Origin of the sequence: Citrobacter sp. Cf132 (assembly GCF_030333885.1) — a bacterium.
In the GTDB taxonomy this organism is placed as follows: domain Bacteria; phylum Pseudomonadota; class Gammaproteobacteria; order Enterobacterales; family Enterobacteriaceae; genus Citrobacter; species Citrobacter freundii.
Map to the genome: position 1 here is coordinate 122,537 of NZ_JAOWFA010000057.1, position 17,223 is coordinate 139,759.

General features: G+C 50.9%; 14 protein-coding genes and 1 tRNA gene. 10 read left to right on the forward strand and 5 right to left on the reverse strand.

The annotated features are described in order from the left end of the window. Positions 1–6: 6 nt before the first annotated feature. The gene (gene pgtB, locus OGV85_RS13965; protein ID WP_174775180.1) at positions 7–2,001 is read left to right on the forward strand and encodes a two-component system sensor histidine kinase PgtB; all 1,995 of its coding nucleotides are present in this window, start codon (positions 7–9) and stop codon (positions 1,999–2,001) included. Further along, positions 1,991–3,238, forward strand: coding sequence for a two-component system response regulator PgtA (gene pgtA / locus OGV85_RS13970; RefSeq protein ID WP_003028223.1), 1,248 nt, complete (start codon positions 1,991–1,993; stop codon positions 3,236–3,238). The genes pgtB and pgtA overlap by 11 nt, the downstream gene beginning before the upstream one ends. A gap of 105 nt (positions 3,239–3,343) precedes the next feature. Here pgtA and OGV85_RS13975 read toward each other — a convergent pair whose 3' ends face one another. Then, positions 3,344–3,883 (reverse strand): DUF2058 domain-containing protein, encoded by a 540-nt coding sequence (locus OGV85_RS13975; protein WP_003839289.1) that lies wholly within the window; start codon positions 3,881–3,883, stop codon positions 3,344–3,346. A gap of 373 nt (positions 3,884–4,256) precedes the next feature. Here OGV85_RS13975 and OGV85_RS13980 point away from each other — a divergent pair, with 373 nt between their 5' ends. Together OGV85_RS13980 and OGV85_RS13985 are read left to right on the forward strand one after the other, a co-directional pair. Next, complete coding sequence (locus tag OGV85_RS13980; protein ID WP_003845056.1) at positions 4,257–6,155, forward strand: methyl-accepting chemotaxis protein; 1,899 nt, start codon at positions 4,257–4,259, stop codon at positions 6,153–6,155. 174 nt (positions 6,156–6,329) lie between these two features. Next, positions 6,330–6,959: an ECs1377 family protein gene (locus tag OGV85_RS13985; RefSeq protein ID WP_032936546.1), complete on the forward strand. Its 630-nt coding sequence runs from the start codon at positions 6,330–6,332 to the stop codon at positions 6,957–6,959. A 51-nt stretch (positions 6,960–7,010) separates the two neighbouring features. Here OGV85_RS13985 and OGV85_RS13990 read toward each other — a convergent pair. Then, a tRNA-Arg gene (locus tag OGV85_RS13990) sits at positions 7,011–7,082 on the reverse strand. A gap of 75 nt (positions 7,083–7,157) precedes the next feature. Continuing rightward, positions 7,158–8,099 (reverse strand): formate/nitrite transporter family protein, encoded by a 942-nt coding sequence (locus tag OGV85_RS13995; protein WP_046670109.1) that lies wholly within the window; start codon positions 8,097–8,099, stop codon positions 7,158–7,160. Positions 8,100–8,387: 288 nt separating this feature from the next. On the opposite strand from OGV85_RS13995, the gene mlaA reads away from it, so the two are divergent. Next, on the forward strand, positions 8,388–9,143 hold the full coding sequence (gene mlaA / locus OGV85_RS14000) for a phospholipid-binding lipoprotein MlaA (protein ID WP_003028190.1): 756 nt from the start codon (positions 8,388–8,390) through the stop codon (positions 9,141–9,143). A 59-nt stretch (positions 9,144–9,202) separates the two neighbouring features. On the opposite strand, the gene fadL is transcribed toward mlaA, so the two are convergent. Then, complete coding sequence (fadL, locus tag OGV85_RS14005) at positions 9,203–10,483, reverse strand: long-chain fatty acid transporter FadL (RefSeq protein ID WP_003845058.1); 1,281 nt, start codon at positions 10,481–10,483, stop codon at positions 9,203–9,205. A gap of 371 nt (positions 10,484–10,854) precedes the next feature. Here fadL and OGV85_RS14010 point away from each other — a divergent pair, with 371 nt between their 5' ends. From OGV85_RS14010 to sixA, 4 genes are all read left to right on the forward strand, one after another. Then, positions 10,855–11,139 carry a YfcZ/YiiS family protein gene (locus OGV85_RS14010; protein ID WP_003028186.1) on the forward strand — a complete coding sequence of 95 codons (285 nt, stop codon included), beginning with the start codon at positions 10,855–10,857 and terminating at the stop codon, positions 11,137–11,139. Between the two features lie 175 nt (positions 11,140–11,314). Next, positions 11,315–12,625 carry an acetyl-CoA C-acyltransferase FadI gene (gene fadI, locus OGV85_RS14015; RefSeq protein WP_003028183.1) on the forward strand — a complete coding sequence of 437 codons (1,311 nt, stop codon included), beginning with the start codon at positions 11,315–11,317 and terminating at the stop codon, positions 12,623–12,625. Beyond that, positions 12,625–14,772 carry a fatty acid oxidation complex subunit alpha FadJ gene (gene fadJ, locus OGV85_RS14020; protein ID WP_061547533.1) on the forward strand — a complete coding sequence of 716 codons (2,148 nt, stop codon included), beginning with the start codon at positions 12,625–12,627 and terminating at the stop codon, positions 14,770–14,772. The genes fadI and fadJ overlap by 1 nt, the downstream gene beginning before the upstream one ends. 208 nt (positions 14,773–14,980) lie before the next feature. Then, complete coding sequence (sixA, locus tag OGV85_RS14025; protein ID WP_003028179.1) at positions 14,981–15,466, forward strand: phosphohistidine phosphatase SixA; 486 nt, start codon at positions 14,981–14,983, stop codon at positions 15,464–15,466. Between the two features lie 80 nt (positions 15,467–15,546). Here the strand turns inward: sixA and smrB are convergent, their stop codons facing one another. Then, entirely contained in the window at positions 15,547–16,098 is a 552-nt protein-coding gene (gene smrB, locus OGV85_RS14030) for an endonuclease SmrB (protein ID WP_003839296.1), read from the reverse strand. Positions 16,099–16,264: 166 nt separating this feature from the next. Between smrB and prmB the strand changes: the two genes are divergently transcribed. Next, the gene (prmB, locus tag OGV85_RS14035) at positions 16,265–17,197 is read left to right on the forward strand and encodes a 50S ribosomal protein L3 N(5)-glutamine methyltransferase (protein ID WP_003028173.1); all 933 of its coding nucleotides are present in this window, start codon (positions 16,265–16,267) and stop codon (positions 17,195–17,197) included. Positions 17,198–17,223: the final 26 nt, after the last annotated feature.

A 17,223-nucleotide genomic window follows, 5' to 3' on the forward strand; every position in this document is an offset into this window, starting at 1 on the left:
GGATCGATACTGCACCGTCTGCGTCAGCTCAGCATCAGCAGCAGTCTGCGAGGAGCCTTTCTGACGGGCGCATTACTGACGTTGAGCGTAAGCTGCGTCAGTTTGTACTCCTGGCATGAGCAGAGCTCGCAGATACGCTATTCGCTTGATGATTACTTCCCGCGCGTGCATTCCGCTTTTTTGATTGAAGGGAATCTCAACCTGGTTGTGGACCAGCTTAATGAATTCCTGCTGGCTCCCAATACGACGGTAAGGCTGCAACTGCGCAATCAGATAATCTCGCATCTGGATAAAATCGAAGTGCTGAGCAGGGGGTTGCAACCAGCAGAACAGCAGCAGCTGGCGGTGATTTTGCAAGACAGCCGGGCGCTGATGGCAGAACTGGACCGGGTGCTCTACAACATGTTCCTTGTCCGCGAAAAAGTGAGCGAACTTTCCGCGCGCATTGATTGGCTACATGATGATTTTACTACTGAGCTGAATTCACTGGTGCAGGATTTTACCTGGCAGCAGGGGACGTTGCTGGATCAAATCGAGGCCAAAAATGGTGATGCGGCGCTGTATCTCAAACGTGCCCGAGAGGTGCAAAACGAGCAGCAGCAGGTTTACACCTTGGCAAGAATTGAAAACCAGATCGTTGATGATTTACGCGACAGGCTTAATGAACTGAAATCGGGTAGCGACGACGGAATGCTGGTGGAGAATCACATCCGCTACCTGGAAAATCTGAAGAAAACGGCGGATGAAAATATCCGTACCCTTGATGACTGGCCCAGCACTATCACACTGCGACAAACTATCGATGAGCTGCTGGAAATCGGGATGATGAAAAATAAAATGCCCGATACCATGCGCGATTATGTCGCCGCGCAAAAAGCGCTCGTTGATGCCAGCCATGCCAGAGAGGCCACACTTGGGCGCTTTCGAACACTGCTTGAAGCGCAACTGGGGAGTAGCCATCAGCAAATGCAGACGTTTAATCAACGGCTGGAACAAATTGTTCGTGTCAGCGGTGGACTTATCCTGCTGGCGACGCTGCTGGCGCTACTTCTCGCCTGGGGGCTTAATCACTACTTCATTCGTTCGCGTCTGGTGAAACGTTTTACTGCGCTCAACCAGGCCGTGGTGCAAATTGGTCTTGGCAGAACGGATGCCACTATCCCGGTATATGGACGCGATGAACTGGGGCGTATCGCAGGCTTGCTGCGCCATACTCTGGGCCAGTTGAGCGCGCAAAAAAATCAGCTGGAGCAGGAAGTGACCGAGCGCAAAGAGATTGAATCCGATCTTCGCGCAACGCAGGATGAGCTGATCCAAACCGCAAAACTGGCGGTGGTCGGCCAGACTATGACCACGCTGGCGCACGAGATTAATCAACCGCTGAATGCGCTGTCGATGTACCTGTTTACGGCGGGGAGGGCAATTGAACAGGGGCAATCCGCTCAGGCCAGAAGCACATTAACCAAAGCGGAGGGACTGATTACTCGCATTGATGCCATTATCCGTTCGCTGCGTCAGTTTGCGCGCCGGGCCGAGCCAGGTACGCCTCTGCATCCGGTCGATCTCCGACAAACGTTCAACGCTGCCTGGGAACTGTTGTCCATGCGGCATAAGCCACAGCAGGGTACGCTGACGCTCCCAGACCGTAGCGTGTGGGTGGCTGGTGATGAAGTGCGTATTCAGCAGGTGCTGGTAAACGTCCTGGCAAATGCGCTGGATGCCTGTCCGGTAGCGGCGAAAATAGATGTTCGCTGGCAGACCGAAGGCGGCCGGTTGTGCGTATTTATCAGCGATAACGGCCCCGGCTGGCCTGGGGCATTATTGCCATCACTGTTAAAACCGTTTACCACCAGTAAGGATGTTGGCCTCGGTATTGGCTTATCGATTTGTGTATCGTTAATGATGCAAATGAACGGCGAACTGCGCCTGGCGTCAACCCCGGGGCGCAATGCCTGTGTCGTTCTGCAATTTAATCTGACGGATGTAAACGATGTTGAGTGATGAATATTCTGTTCTGCTTATTGATGATGATGCCGATGTTCTCGACGCTTACACCCTGTTGCTTGAACAGGAGGGATATCATGTATTCGCATGCAGTAACCCTTTTGATGCCCGAAATTGGTTGCAGGCCGACTGGCCAGGGATTGTCCTGAGCGATGTGTGTATGCCTGGCTGTAACGGAATCGACCTGATGACGTTGTTTCATCAGGATGACAATCAGCTTCCGATCCTGTTGATCACCGGGCATGGCGATGTTCCGATGGCGGTGGACGCGGTGAAGAAAGGGGCGTGGGACTTTCTGCAAAAACCGGTTGATCCTGGCAAACTGCTGGTGTTGGTAGAGGATGCGTTGCGTCAGAGAAAATCTGTGATTGCACGTCGTCACTATTGCCAGCAAAAGCTACAAGTTGAACTGGTCGGTTACAGTGACTGGGTTAATCAGTATCGCCAGCGTTTACGGCAACTGGCGGAAACGGATATTGCCGTCTGGTTTTATGGCGAGCCGGGAACCGGGCGTATGACCGGGGCCCGTTATTTACATCAACTTGGGCGCAGCGCTGAAGGAGCGTTTATTCGCGGTGAACTGACGCCTGGGAACTCGGAACAACTCAATGACCTTATTGCCCAGGCGCAAGGGGGAACGCTGGTTCTGAGCCATATTGAGTGCCTGACGCGTGAACAGCAACACCAACTGGTGCATTTGCAAAGCCAGGAGCGACGTCCGTTTCGCTTAATTGGCATTGGCGCCACTTCGTTGGTGGAACTGGCGGCAACCAACCAGATTGTGGCCGAACTCTATTACTGTTTTGCGATGACGCAAATTGGTTGCCAGCCGTTGTCTCAGCGACCGGATGATATTGAACCGCTGTTTCGCCATTATCTGCAGAAAGCCTGCCTGCGTCTGAACCATCCTGTGCCTGAGGTTGACGGGGAATTACTAAAAGGTATGCGGCGTCGCGTGTGGTTAAGCAATGTTCGGGAACTGGCCAATGCCGCCGAGCTTTTTGCCGTTGGGCTATTGCCACTGGCTGAAACCGCGAATCCGCAACTGCATTTGCCTCAACCGACACCGCTCGATCGTCGGGTCGACGAGTACGAGCGGCAGATCATTACTGAAGCGCTAAATATCCATCAGGGGCGTATTAATGAAGTCGCGGAGTATTTACAAATCCCGCGTAAAAAACTCTATTTACGCATGAGAAAATACGGACTGAGCAAAGAACACTATAAGTTTTAGCAGGCGGAATGTGGGGATGAAGAGACGTTGACAGTATTTCGGTGGCGGCGTGAGCGTTCACCGAAATATGTGACGAAATTCCGGGTGATTATTGAGGGGTTTTGCTTACCACATCAGATCATCAGGAATGACAAAATCAGCATACGGATCGTCTTCATCCTTAGCTTCCTGGCTCAGTTCGCAATTAAGCACGATATAGCTTGCATCGCGCTGGGCAATCTTGTCGGCGACGACTGCCGGAATGATGGCGTATTCGCTCTCGCTACCACTTTCAGCCGTCAGACGGGCAATAGCCAGGCGGCCCTTGATCAACTGAGACTGAGTCACCTTATCAACATAGACTTTTTTGATCAGATTATTGTCAGTAAAGTTGTAACCAATATCGCCACGGGTAATGGTGATTTTATTCATTTCAATTAGTTGCTTGATCTGCGCTTTATACTCTTTAGACAACGTGGCCTGCTTCTGTTGTTCGCTGAGTTGCTTATCACGCTCGATCTGCGCTTTTTTATTCTCTTCAACCGCTTCTCTGGCTTCACGAGCCTGAACGCGCGATTTTTTCGCCGTTCTCTGCACTTTCGCCATTTTTTTGCTGCTGACCAGACCCGCTTTAAGCATCTGTTCTTGTAGGGTAAGTTTTGTCATTGTCGCTTCTAATCCAAAAAATAGTTGTAAGGATTATAACCTTAACGTTCGGCGGGACGCCATAATGATGGCCGCAGTCACGGTTGTTATCTCGACTGCTATCACTGTCCTGAGTCTCTCTCCCTTGCTGAATCAGTTGATGATTACCTGATTTTTTTAATAAAAAATAATATGCCGAATAAGTTAATAAAATGGAGCATAGGTTTGCAGATTCACATTAGTCAGCGTTTTATTCTGATTGAAGTAATTAAATAGAGTTATTCTGGTAAATATTTAATCTAAAAAACAAACAGTTGCCCATTGCTCAAATTTAAAGAGCCGCTTCTTTACGCCGATAACCATAATGAAAATATGGACAATGGAGGGAAGTGGCATGTGGTGGGTTTATCGAATGCCGATGAAAATGAAGTTAATAATCGCGCTACAACCACTATTACTGGCGTTGTGTTGGTTTGCAGGTTCAGGAATATTGACGCGCATTGAGACAGAACGGCAGATGGAGAATATTGCCCAACTGACAGCGCTCGCACGCAGTGCCGGAAATGTGGTGCATGAACTGCAAAAAGAACGGGGAATGAGTGTCGGATTTCTGGGAGCTGCAGGGACTACGTTTAAAGATGAGTTAAACGCACAGCGGGCTTTGACCGATCGCGAGATCGAGGTATTCGTGCGCTCGTTGTCCGATACTGCATTACCGGAAGGGGATGTTGCTACCTCTGTCGCTGCGTTTAAGAAAAACATTCTTTCGCTCGCCACCATCCGGGAAAATGTCACGCAGTTGGGGCTTCCGGCCGCAGATGTGGTTAAGTTTTACACCAACGTCATTGCTGATGTGCTGAGTTTTGTCGGCAAGTTGGGGCAGTTGACGGATTCTGGCGAAATGGCAAACGCATTCGCCGCCTACTACAATCTGCTGAATTTGAAAGAACAAGCGGGTATTGAACGGGCACTGTTATCAAATATCTTTTCCTCCGGTCATTTCGCCGACGGACAGTTACATCAGCTCAGTGATGTCGTCAGTAAACAGAACGTCTGGCTGGCACAATCGTTGCGCCTGAGCTCGCCGGAACAGGCGGCCATGTTGAAAAATCGCTTACAATCTGCAGAAGCGTCAAAAGCCCTCTCATTTCGTGAAACCGCGTTTAATCATGTCGAGAACGGTGGATTTGGTGTCGATCCTACTACCTGGTTCAAAGTACAAACCCAGCGTATTGAAGTGATGCGGCAGATAGAAAATGTGACGGCGAATCTTCTGTTGGCGAATGCAGAAAAACTCGCGCAGGATGCACGAAAAAACTGGCAAATATATATGGTCGTCAGCTTGTTAGCGCTACTGGCATCATTGACCTTCGCTGGAGCCATCGCAATCAATATGCATCGCCAATTCAGCGACACGCTGCGCAAGATTGCGGGGATGAATGGCGATCTGACTCAACGTCTGGCGACGCCGGGTAAAGATGAGCTTTCCTCACTTAATCGTGCCTATAACACGATGCTGGAAAGTATTCAGCATATCGTACAGGAGATTAAACAAGGTGCCGTGGTTTTGTCCGATGCCAGCAGCAGTATTACGGTGGGAAATCAGGATTTGGCTCAACGTACAGATGAACAGGCTGCATCAATAGTACAAGCCGTGGCCAGTATGGAGCAGCTATCAACTGCGATTACGCAAACAGCGGATAATGCCCGCGAAGCGGAGCATCTGACAATCAGGCTGGAAAAAGAGGTCCGACAGGCCAGTAACGTTGCCTCTGCGGCGAACCAGAGTATGGGGGATATTCGCGCTTCCAGTGAGAAAATATCGAATATTGTGACCTCAATTGATGATATCTCGTTTCAGACTAACTTACTGGCGCTGAATGCGGCAGTGGAAGCTGCGCGGGCAGGAGAGATGGGCAGGGGGTTTGCGGTTGTGGCCAGTGAAGTGCGGAATCTTTCACAGCGTTGCGCCAAAGAAGCTAACCAGATCCGCGAGCTGGTTGCGCAGAATATGGTTAAAATTAGTGAGGGCGTTGAGCGGGTCACGGCGTCTGCTACCGCGCTGGAAGCGGCAGCGGACAATACCACCAGTATGAAGCAATATATTGCGGATATCGCGCGTGTGGCGACGGAACAGTCGCAAGGGGTAACCCAGATAAACCAGGCTCTGCGACCGATGGAGCAGGTTACGCAGCAAAATGCGGCGCTGGTTTCTCAGGCCGCGAGCGACAGCCAGCGGCTGGACAATCTGTCGGTCACCATGAAGGGGCTGGTCAATCGTTTTGTTGTCTGACATGACGCCGCTGTACCGATCCGGTAAACGCGCCGGATCGGTCAGTTGTCGTCATCTTAGTGTGATGGTATGAAGCAAATATTGGGCGGGTTAAGAAAAGATTCCTGACATAGCAATCTTGTCGCTGGTAAAGTGAACAACCGATACCGAGATGTGGCCAGAAGGGAATTCCGTGTGACTGAACGTATTGATTATGAGACTGAAAAATACAGCTTTACTGAGGCGACTGAGAGTTCCCGCCTTACCGGCCAGTGGGCTGATGTTATTACTGAATGTCGCGAATTGAAGGCGGGACCGCAAGAGCGTCTGCGTATTGCTTTATTGAATGTGGACTACGTGACCAGTTTTGAGTTGCCTTTCCGCCTGTTATTACTCCGTACCCCGCAACTGATTGCCAGCGTGCGTGAAGAGCTGCAGCTTAGTCAGAAAAACGTCATCTTTAACGGAAAACGCTTTGGTTGTGTTTACAGCCTGAAAGCGAGTCTCGGTGGGATACCGGATGAATTTCAGTACCGCCTGTCGCATCGAATCCGGCGCATTAGCCCTGCAGGTTCAAGCGAATCGCCATATCAGCAGATTGCTAAAACAGTAAAAGCACCACGCGAACGTCTGAAGCTGGCACTTGAATCGGGCCTTGATGTCACTGCGCTGGACGGGCTTTTCTGGTTTGGCAGCCAGCGTATTGCCGCTGATGTGTTGAGGCTGAGAAAAGCAGGGATGCGGATAGCTACAAAGCAGACAATGGTGTCCGACAATCTTACTGCAACAGTGAGGAATGTGCCGTTCTACCGCCTGGCCCAGTGATGAACTGGCTGGTAATTGATTGGATTTAAAAAGGATGCATTAATATCAGAGTGTCCCCTGCAGGAATCGAACCTGCAACTAGCCCTTAGGAGGGGCTCGTTATATCCATTTAACTAAGGGGACGAAGCGGCACGAGTATAGCGTTTTTTACTCACAACGGTAAGTCTCAGACCGCCCGACTGCTCAAACAGTCACCATTCAGGCCTGTTTTTTCTGGTTTTTCTGCGTTTGCTCATCACGCTTTGCTTGTAACCGGGCTTCTTCCTTGCGTTTGTTGCTCATATCATTGCGGATCTGCGCATGGCTCATCAGCGCGAAAATAAACGTTCCGCCACAGATATTCCCGGCGAGCGTTGGTAGCGCAAAGGGCCAGAAAAAATCACTCCAGTGCAGCGTGCCATTAAAGACCAGATAGAGAATTTCCACGGAGCCAACGACGATATGCGTGGTATCACCTAACGCAATCAGCCAGGTCATCAGAATAATGACCACAATTTTTGCCGCCCCGGCAGCGGGGAACATCCACACCATCGTGGCAATTAACCAGCCAGAAATGATGGCGTTGGAAAACATCTCCACAGGAGTGTTTTTCATCACATCCATGCCAATTTTGACGAAAGCATCGCGGGTCTCTTCATCAAAAATCGGCATATGTTCAAACGCCCATGCTGCAACCCCGGTGCCAATAATATTACCCAGCAGTACCACGCTCCACAGGCGCATCAACAGGCCAAAATTGCCGAGGGTAGGGTTTTGCATCACCGGCAGTACGGCGGTGACGGTATTTTCGGTAAAGAGTTGTTGGCGGGCCATAATGACAATAATAAAGCCGAAAGTATAACCGAGGTTCTCGAGTAAAAATCCCCCTGGCACACCTTCCAGCTGTACGTGAAAAATCCCTTTAGCCAGTAGCGAGGCGCCCATCGACAGTCCGGCTGCGATGGCTGACCACAGCAGGGCCATTGCGTCGCGCTCCATCTCTTTCTCCCCATCCTGGCGAATATGTTCATGGATCGCCATGGCGCGGGAGGGGAGTCTGTCCTCATCAAGCTCTATCTTTTTCCCTGTTAGTTTTTCATCGCTTTCCACTTCGAGTTCGTCGCTGTGTCGATCAATCTTATCTTTCTTGATGTCATTCATGGTCGAATCCTGAATAAGCACGTATTGCTAAAGCGTAGCGGCTTTTGTCTGAAAATCAGCGGGAGAAAGTCTGAGATAGCAAAAATGGTAACGTTTGTTTTTATCGGGTTAGTTAGAATAGAACCGCCGCGGAGTACGTATTACCAGGCTATGATCAAATCAGTAAGACAGGGTATATAGACATCATTTGACGTGCTGTTACAATCGCTCACATCTAAACAGGCGGATACGTCATCGTTCCGTCATGGATGGCAATCAGCGATAGCCATAAAACACAGGGAGATACTTATGAAGCTTCGCCTGTCGGCGCTTGCGCTGGGAACCACACTTTTGGTGGGGTGTGCGAGCTCCGGTACTGAGCAGCAGGGGCGTTCGGACCCATTTGAAGGGTTCAACCGTACCATGTACAACTTCAACTTTAACGTGTTGGATCCCTATGTTGTTCGACCGGTAGCAGTGGCCTGGCGTGATTATGTTCCGCAGCCGGCGCGTAATGGTTTAAGCAACTTTACGGGGAACCTTGAAGAACCGGCCGTCATGGTCAACTATTTCCTGCAAGGCGATCCTTATCAGGGGATGGTGCACTTTACCCGTTTTTTCCTGAATACCCTGTTAGGTATGGGCGGCTTTATCGATGTGGCAGGTATGGCTAATCCGAAGTTGCAGCGCGTTGAACCACACCGCTTTGGCAGTACGTTAGGCCACTATGACGTGGGTTACGGGCCGTATATGCAGCTTCCGTTCTACGGTAGTTTCACACTGCGTGATGACGGCGGCGATATGGTCGATACCCTGTATCCGGTACTGTCCTGGCTGACCTGGCCGTTGTCGATAGGCAAATGGACGGTTGAAGGGATTGAAACTCGCGCGCAATTGCTCGACTCTGACGGTCTGCTGCGTCAGTCTTCCGATCCTTACATTATGGTGCGTGAAGCTTACTTCCAGCGTCATGACTTTATTGCGAACGGTGGGAAACTCAAACCAGAAGAAAACCCGAACGCGAAAGACATTCAGGACGATTTAAAAGAGATCGATTCTGAGTAAGGAATTGGGCAAATAAAAAGGTGAGCTAAAAAGCTCACCTTTTTTACGTCTGAAGAAAATCAGAATGCGTAGTTGAAGTTTGTACCAAACAGCCAAGCTTTACCTTCAGAATCGAAAGTATACGGGCCTTCTTTAACGGTCACTTTCTGGCCGTGCATATAAGAAACGCCGACGTCAATGGATGCGTCATCATTGAATGCGTAAGTCGTACCCGCACTCAGCCACAGACGATCCTGGTCCGGAATGGAGATGGAACGCTTGCTTGCAGGAACCGGGCTATCGTCATAAGCAATACCGGTACGGAACGTCCAGCTTTTATCCATATAGTAAGTCGTACCCAATGCAATGCGGTAAGAATCTTTGAAGCCTTCTTCTTTATAGAACAGTGTCTGTCCATTGGAACCTGTGGCTTTCAGCTCCTGGAACTGACTCCAGCTGGTATAGGCCATGCTGTAGTGGATAGCCCACTGTGGTGCAATACGGTTATAACCTGACAATTCCCACATTTCAGGCAGGTTAAGTGTCAGAGAACCCGGGACGGTGGCATTGGTCGTTCCCCATGGGAATGTAGTGCCAGCGCCAGGTATGGCGTTCGCCTGGGTACGGATGCCACTCTTATAATCGCCATCAAAATCAATTTTAACTTCAGAACGGTACGTTAAACCATAACGGTTATTTTTATCCAGTTCGTACAAAATCCCGGCGTTCCAGCCGTAGCCCCATTCGTCCCCTTTCAGGCTGGCAATTTTGTTGCTGACCTTCGGTAATGCAGCCGTTTGCTCACCAGAATAACGTTCAATTTTTGCATCAGCATAAACGGCGTTAAAACCGAGACCGAAGCTCCAGCTATCATTCAGACGGTAGGCACCGCTCAGGTTAAGGTTGACCGTTTTAAGGTCGGTCTTACCGCCGTATTCACCAACGATGTAGCTGTCGTTAAATTCGGTAGCCAGACCATAGTTTGAGGTAACGGAAGCACCCCAACCAAACTGTTCGTTGATAGGCATCACGAAGTGAGCATTGGGAACCCACGCCGTAGGCGCGATGTTGTCCGCATCAGTGCTGCGTCCGGTGTATGGCGATTTACCGGAAATATTAACGTCTGGATCGATATACACCGCACCTGCTGAGAAAGTAGGGCGATCGAACATCATAATCAGTGCCGGGTTACGACTGGCGTTTCCTGCATCATCTGCAATTGCGCCTTCACCCGAATATGCCCGGCCAAGGCCAGAGGAAGAAAATTCGTTTAACTGAAAGCCTGCAGACCAGGCCTGTGTGGAGATAATTGCCACTGCGACTGCGAGAGCAGACTTTGTAAACAGGGTTTTCTGGCTCATGACCATAACCTCATAGATTTATTTTTATACAAACAATGTTACATACCGTAACAGGAGCGCGAAGTGTAGGGTCTGAGGTACGACTTAGAAATCAGACCAGTGGCGTGAGTATAGGTCGGACCAGCTGGAATGTTGCAAGTATGTTTATAAATATTTTCAAATTTGATCAGAGAAACGCGATCCAGCTGGCAAAATTGCGGAGGTGCGCACTCACCTGTTTGGGCGATTTTTGTTTTAGATCATTTTTAAGTGTGATTTCGGTCACTTATCGCATTTCGTACAATTAACGACTGGAGAGGCGAATAATGGGAGCGTAAAATATCCCTATCGTTTATCTGGCACCTCAGGTGCGAATACAGAGGAAATCTACAATGAGTAAATGCAGTGCTGATGAAACCCCGGTTTGCTGCTGTATGGATGTTGGCACCATCATGGACAACTCCGATTGCACCGCGTCCTACAGCCGTGTGTTCGCGAATCGCGCAGAGGCAGAAGAAACACTGGCCGCTCTGACTGAAAAGGCACGTGGCGTGGAATCTGAGCCTTGCCAAATCACTTCGACCTTTACTGAAGTGTCAGAAGGTGTGCGTCTGGATATCGACTTTGTTTTTGCCTGTGAAGCTGAAACGCTGATTTTCCAGCTGGGCCTGCGTTAATCCCCTCTGCAAAAGCCCTTGCTATCTGATAGCAAGGGCTTTTTCGTAACTGTCAGTGATTATTCACTGTGTCTTAGCTCCCACTTTCTTTTCTCCCCGCTTGGCTAAATGTAAAAAATTGGTTAAGACTATGATCAGGTCAGACCACTTATTTTATTTTTTACAGGGGAGTGTTATGAGTCAGGCTTTACCGCTGGTTACCCGCCAGGGCGACCGTATTGCCATTGTAAGTGGATTGCGTACGCCATTTGCTCGTCAGGCTACCGCGTTTCATGGCATTCCCGCCGTTGATTTAGGTAAAATGGTCGTCGGTGAGCTGCTGGCGCGCAGCGAAATTCCTGCCGATGTGATCGAGCAACTGGTTTTTGGTCAGGTGGTGCAAATGCCTGAAGCACCAAATATTGCTCGTGAAATTGTGCTGGGAACCGGCATGAATGTACATACCGATGCATACAGCGTGAGCAGGGCCTGCGCGACCAGTTTCCAGGCGGTGGCGAATGTCGCGGAAAGCCTGATGGCGGGGTCTATTCGTGCTGGAATTGCGGGTGGTGCGGACTCCTCGTCAGTCTTGCCTATTGGCGTTAGTAAAAAGCTGGCGCGGGTGCTGGTGGATGTCAATAAGGCCCGGACAACCGGTCAACGTCTTAAACTCTTTTCCCGATTGCGCTTACGTGACCTGATGCCTGTGCCGCCAGCCGTCGCCGAGTATTCCACCGGTTTGCGTATGGGGGATACCGCGGAGCAAATGGCCAAAACCTATGGTATTACCCGAGAGCAGCAGGATGCTCTGGCGCACCGCTCTCATCAGCGTGCCGCTCAGGCATGGGCTGAAGGAAAGCTGGCAGATGAGGTAATGACTACCTACGCGCCACCGTTTAAAGATCCTTTTTCAGAAGATAACAACATTCGCGGTAACTCTACGCTGGCCGATTACGCCAAACTACGTCCGGCGTTTGACCGTAAGCACGGCACCGTCACCGCGGCAAACAGTACCCCGCTAACGGACGGCGCAGCCGCCGTGATCATGATGACGGAGTCGCGTGCGAAAGAGTTGGGGCTGGTGCCGCTGGGGTACTTGCGTAGTTTTGCTTTTACCGCCATCGATGTCTGGCAGGACATGCTGCTGGGACCGGCGTGGTCAACACCGCTTGCCCTGGAGAGAGCCGGTCTGACGATGGCAGATTTAACCCTGATCGATATGCATGAAGCCTTTGCCGCGCAAACGCTGGCGAATCTTCAGCTGTTGGGTAGCGAACGTTTTGCCCGCGACGTGCTGGGCAGGGGGCATGCCACTGGCGAGGTTGATGACAGTAAATTTAACGTGCTGGGCGGATCGATTGCCTATGGACACCCCTTTGCTGCCACCGGTGCGCGCATGATCACTCAAACCCTCCATGAACTGCGTCGTCGTGGCGGCGGTTTTGGTTTAGTGACAGCCTGTGCAGCTGGTGGTCTGGGTGCGGCAATGGTTCTGGAGGCGGAATAATGGAAATGACATCGGCTTTTACACTAAACGTACGTCTGGATAACGTTGCTGTTGTCACCATTGATGTGCCCGGAGAGAAAATGAACACCCTGAAAGCAGAGTTTGCTTCTCAGGTGCGGGCCATTCTGAAACAAATCCGCGATAACAAAGCATTGCGTGGTGTGGTGTTTATTTCGGCTAAACCCGATAACTTCATTGCCGGGGCGGATATCAACATGATTGGTAGCTGTCGCAGCGCGCAGGAAGCCGAAACTCTGGCCCGTCAGGGGCAGCAGATGATGGCGGAAATTAATGCTTTACCGATCCCGGTCATCGCCGCGATTCATGGTGCATGCCTCGGCGGTGGCCTGGAGATGGCGCTGGCATGCCACAACCGTATTTGTACCGATGATGCTAAAACCGTACTGGGTTTACCGGAAGTACAACTTGGCTTGTTGCCCGGCTCCGGTGGTACGCAGCGGCTACCGCGCCTGATTGGCGTCAGTACCGCACTGGATATGATCCTCACCGGAAAACAATTACGCGCAAAACAGGCGCTGAAAGTTGGTTTAGTGGATGAAGTTGTACCGCATTCCATTTTGCTGGAAGCGGCCGTTGAACTGGCTAAAAAGGACAGTTCTGCGCAACGAACACTGCCCGTGAGAGAGCGAGTGTTGGCGGGGCCGCTGGGGCGGGCGCTGTTGTTCCGCATGGCCAGTAAAAAGACGGCGCAAAAAACGCAAGGTAACTACCCTGCAACAGAACGTATCCTTGAGGTCATCGAAACCGGGCTAGCGCAAGGCAGCAGTAGTGGTTACGACGCAGAGGCCCGCGCGTTTGGTGAGCTGGCGATGACATCCCAGTCTCAGGCGCTACGGCACATCTTTTTTGCCAACACCGACGTGAAAAAGGATCCGGGAAGCGATGCGAAGCCCGGTCCGCTGGACAGCGTTGGCATTTTGGGCGGCGGTCTGATGGGGGGCGGTATTGCTTATGTGACGGCCTGTAAAGGCGGCTTGCCTGTGCGAATCAAAGATATAAACGCTAAGGGAATCAACCATGCGCTGAAGTATAGCTGGGATCAGCTTGAAACGAAGGTTCGCCGCCGTCATATCAAAGCCAGCGAACGCGATAAACAACTGGCGCTGATTTCGGGATCGATCGACTACCGTGGCTTTGCGCATCGCGATTTGATTATTGAAGCCGTGTTTGAAGATCTGTCGCTAAAACAACGGATGGTGGCAGAAGTTGAGCAAAATTGCGCACCTCATACCGTTTTTGCTTCTAACACCTCATCTTTGCCCATTAGCGATATTGCTGCGAATGCTACCAGGCCTGAACAAGTGATTGGTTTACACTTTTTTAGTCCGGTGGAAAAAATGCCGTTGGTCGAAGTGATCCCACATGCCACGACCTCCGAGCAGACGATTGCAACTACCGTTAAGTTAGCGAAAAAACAGGGCAAAACGCCGATAGTGGTCAGAGATAAGGCCGGCTTTTACGTTAACCGCATTTTAGCGCCTTACATTAACGAAGCGATTCGTATGTTGACTGAGGGCGAGCGGGTCGAAACCATAGACGCCGCGCTGGTTAAGTTTGGTTTTCCTGTTGGGCCAATCCAACTTTTGGATGAGGTCGGAATTGATACGGGCACTAAAATTATACCAGTGCTTGAGGCTGCATATGGAGAACGTTTTAGCGCGCCTGCAAATGTTGTTGCTTCAATTTTGAATGACGATCGCAAAGGTAGAAAAAATGGTCGGGGTTTCTATCTTTATGGTGTGAAAGGGCGTAAAAGCAAAAAACAGGTCGACCCTGCAATTTATACGCTTATTGGCGTTCAGGGTCAGGGCCGACTTACCGCTGCGCAGGTAGCAGAGCGGTGTGTCATGTTAATGCTCAATGAAGCAGCTCGTTGTTTCGATGAGAAGATAGTCCGTAGCGCACGTGATGGCGACATCGGCGCTGTATTTGGTATTGGTTTTCCGCCATTCCTCGGCGGCCCGTTCCGGTATATGGATTCACTCGGCGCGGGAGAAGTGGTTGCGACTCTGCAACGGCTGACCACGCAATACGGCTCGCGGTTTGCGCCGTGTGAACAGTTATTGCAGATGGCGGCACACAGTGAAAGATTCTGGAATATTGGGGAAACTGACCTGAATTCATGAGGTCAAAGGTAGGATGAATCCGCACTGAATGTATGGCTCGCGCTCAAAATGTAAACAGAGATTGACTATACTTACGCCGTTGAGGTAAAAAACAGCGTTTCATTCGGTGAATGGATAAGGCACAATGCCGGCCACCATATCGTTATCACAGCCAATAGGGGCTGTGAATAAAGGTATTGGTGATTCTGGTTAACAAAAGCGGTGCAATATGCAAGTTTTTATCATGCGTCACGGCGACGCGGCCCTCGATGCCGCCAGTGATTCGGTTCGTCCCTTAACCTCCTGTGGTTGTGACGAATCTCGCCTGATGGCGAACTGGCTGAAAGGTCAAAAAGTGGATATCGAACGTGTTCTGGTGAGCCCGTTCCTACGAGCCGAACAAACGCTGGATGTGGTGGGGGAATGTATGAACCTGCCAACCGGTGTGGATGTTTTGCCGGAGTTGACTCCTTGCGGCGATGTCGGTCTGGTCAGTGCCTATTTACAGGCTCTGGCCAATGAAGGTATCGCCACGGCACTGGTTATCTCTCACTTGCCTTTAGTGGGGTATCTGGTGTCTGAGCTTTGCCCAGGTGAAACACCGCCGATGTTTACCACATCAGCGATTGCCAGCGTAACGCTTGATGAGAGCGGGAAGGGTACTTTTAACTGGCAGATGAGCCCGTGTAACCTGAAAATGGCAAAAGCGATTTAAAAAGGTTGGTATCGGATAAGGCGCAGCCGTCATCCGAAAATGCAAAGAGCCGCAAACGCGGCTCTTTCTGTTTTTCTGCATCACGGAAGTTCGGGCGGTAGCCACTCTTCTACTTCAATTAGCACCAGCAGCGCGGCGTCGCCACCGTACTCTTTCGGTGCCTGATGAAAAGCCATCACGTGCGGATGCTGGGCCAGCCAAAGCGGCGTTTGCTGTTTCAGAATATGTTTTCCGTGGCCATGCATCACGCAGGCGCAAAATACATGCTCACGACGACAGGCGGCAATCAGCGCGCCTAACTCTTGTTTGGCCTGCTGCTGGGTCAGCCCATGCAGATCGAGAAACAGCTCCGGAGAGTAATCGCCACGGCGCATTTTCTTCAGTTCGAAATGGCTGACGTCGGCACGCAGGTATCTTACCGGACCGTCCGTATTCAGCAGCGGCTGAAACTCATCCGAGAAATAGTGGCTGGCATCAGCTTGCTCCTGTAGCAGTCTTTTAACCGGAACCTCGGCAATTTTTTTACGTGGAGGTCGGTGAACAATGGTGTCCTGTTTAATTTTACGCGTGCCGGTCATCAGCTGGCGAAACAGCGTCTGATCCTCCTCGCTGAGCGATGTTTTCTTTTTCATTCGAGAGTCTCAACTTTTATTTTCCATTAGTTTAACCCGACTCGGCGGGCATCCGATCGCTTAAAACGCAATTTTCGCGCTCAGGCCCTGTGTGAATGCTGATTTATCGCCGTCTTCGTGGCAAACTAGCCGCCGAAATTAATACGAGCATGCCCTGGAGGAATACGTGGATAAAATTTTCGTCGATGAAGCAGTGAGTGAACTGCATACCATTCAGGACATGTTGCGTTGGGCGGTCAGCCGTTTTAGCGCGGCGAACATCTGGTATGGCCATGGCACGGATAACCCATGGGACGAGGCCGTACAACTGGTGCTGCCGTCACTTTATTTGCCGTTGGATATTCCGGAAGACATGCGTACAGCGCGTCTGACCTCCAGCGAGCGTCATCGTATTGTTGAACGCGTGATTCGCCGCGTCAACGAGCGCATTCCGGTTGCTTATCTGACCAACAAAGCCTGGTTCTGCGGGCATGAGTTTTATGTTGATGAGCGCGTGCTGGTTCCGCGTTCACCGATTGGCGAGCTTATCAATAACCGCTTTGCGGGTCTTATTAATGAGCAGCCGCAGCATATCCTCGATATGTGTACCGGCAGCGGTTGTATTGCCATTGCCTGCGCGTATGCCTTCCCGGAAGCCGAAGTTGATGCGGTGGATATCTCCACTGACGCACTGGCGGTGACCGAACACAATATTGAAGAACACGGCCTGATCCATCACGTCACGCCGATCCGTTCCGATCTGTTCCGCGATCTGCTGAAAGTCCAGTATGACCTGATTGTGACCAACCCGCCGTATGTCGATGCGGAAGATATGTCCGATCTGCCAAACGAATATCGTCACGAACCTGAGCTGGGTCTGGCGTCCGGCAGTGATGGGCTGAAACTTACCCGCCGCATTCTGGGGAACGCCCCAGACTACCTGTCAGATAACGGTATTCTGATTTGTGAAGTCGGAAACAGCATGGTACATCTGATAGAGCAATATCCGGATGTACCGTTCACCTGGCTGGAGTTCGACAACGGCGGTGACGGCGTATTCATGCTGACCAAAGAGCAGTTAGTTGCTGCTCGTGAGCACTTCAGCATTTATAAAGACTAATTACACGCGCACATACACAACACTCA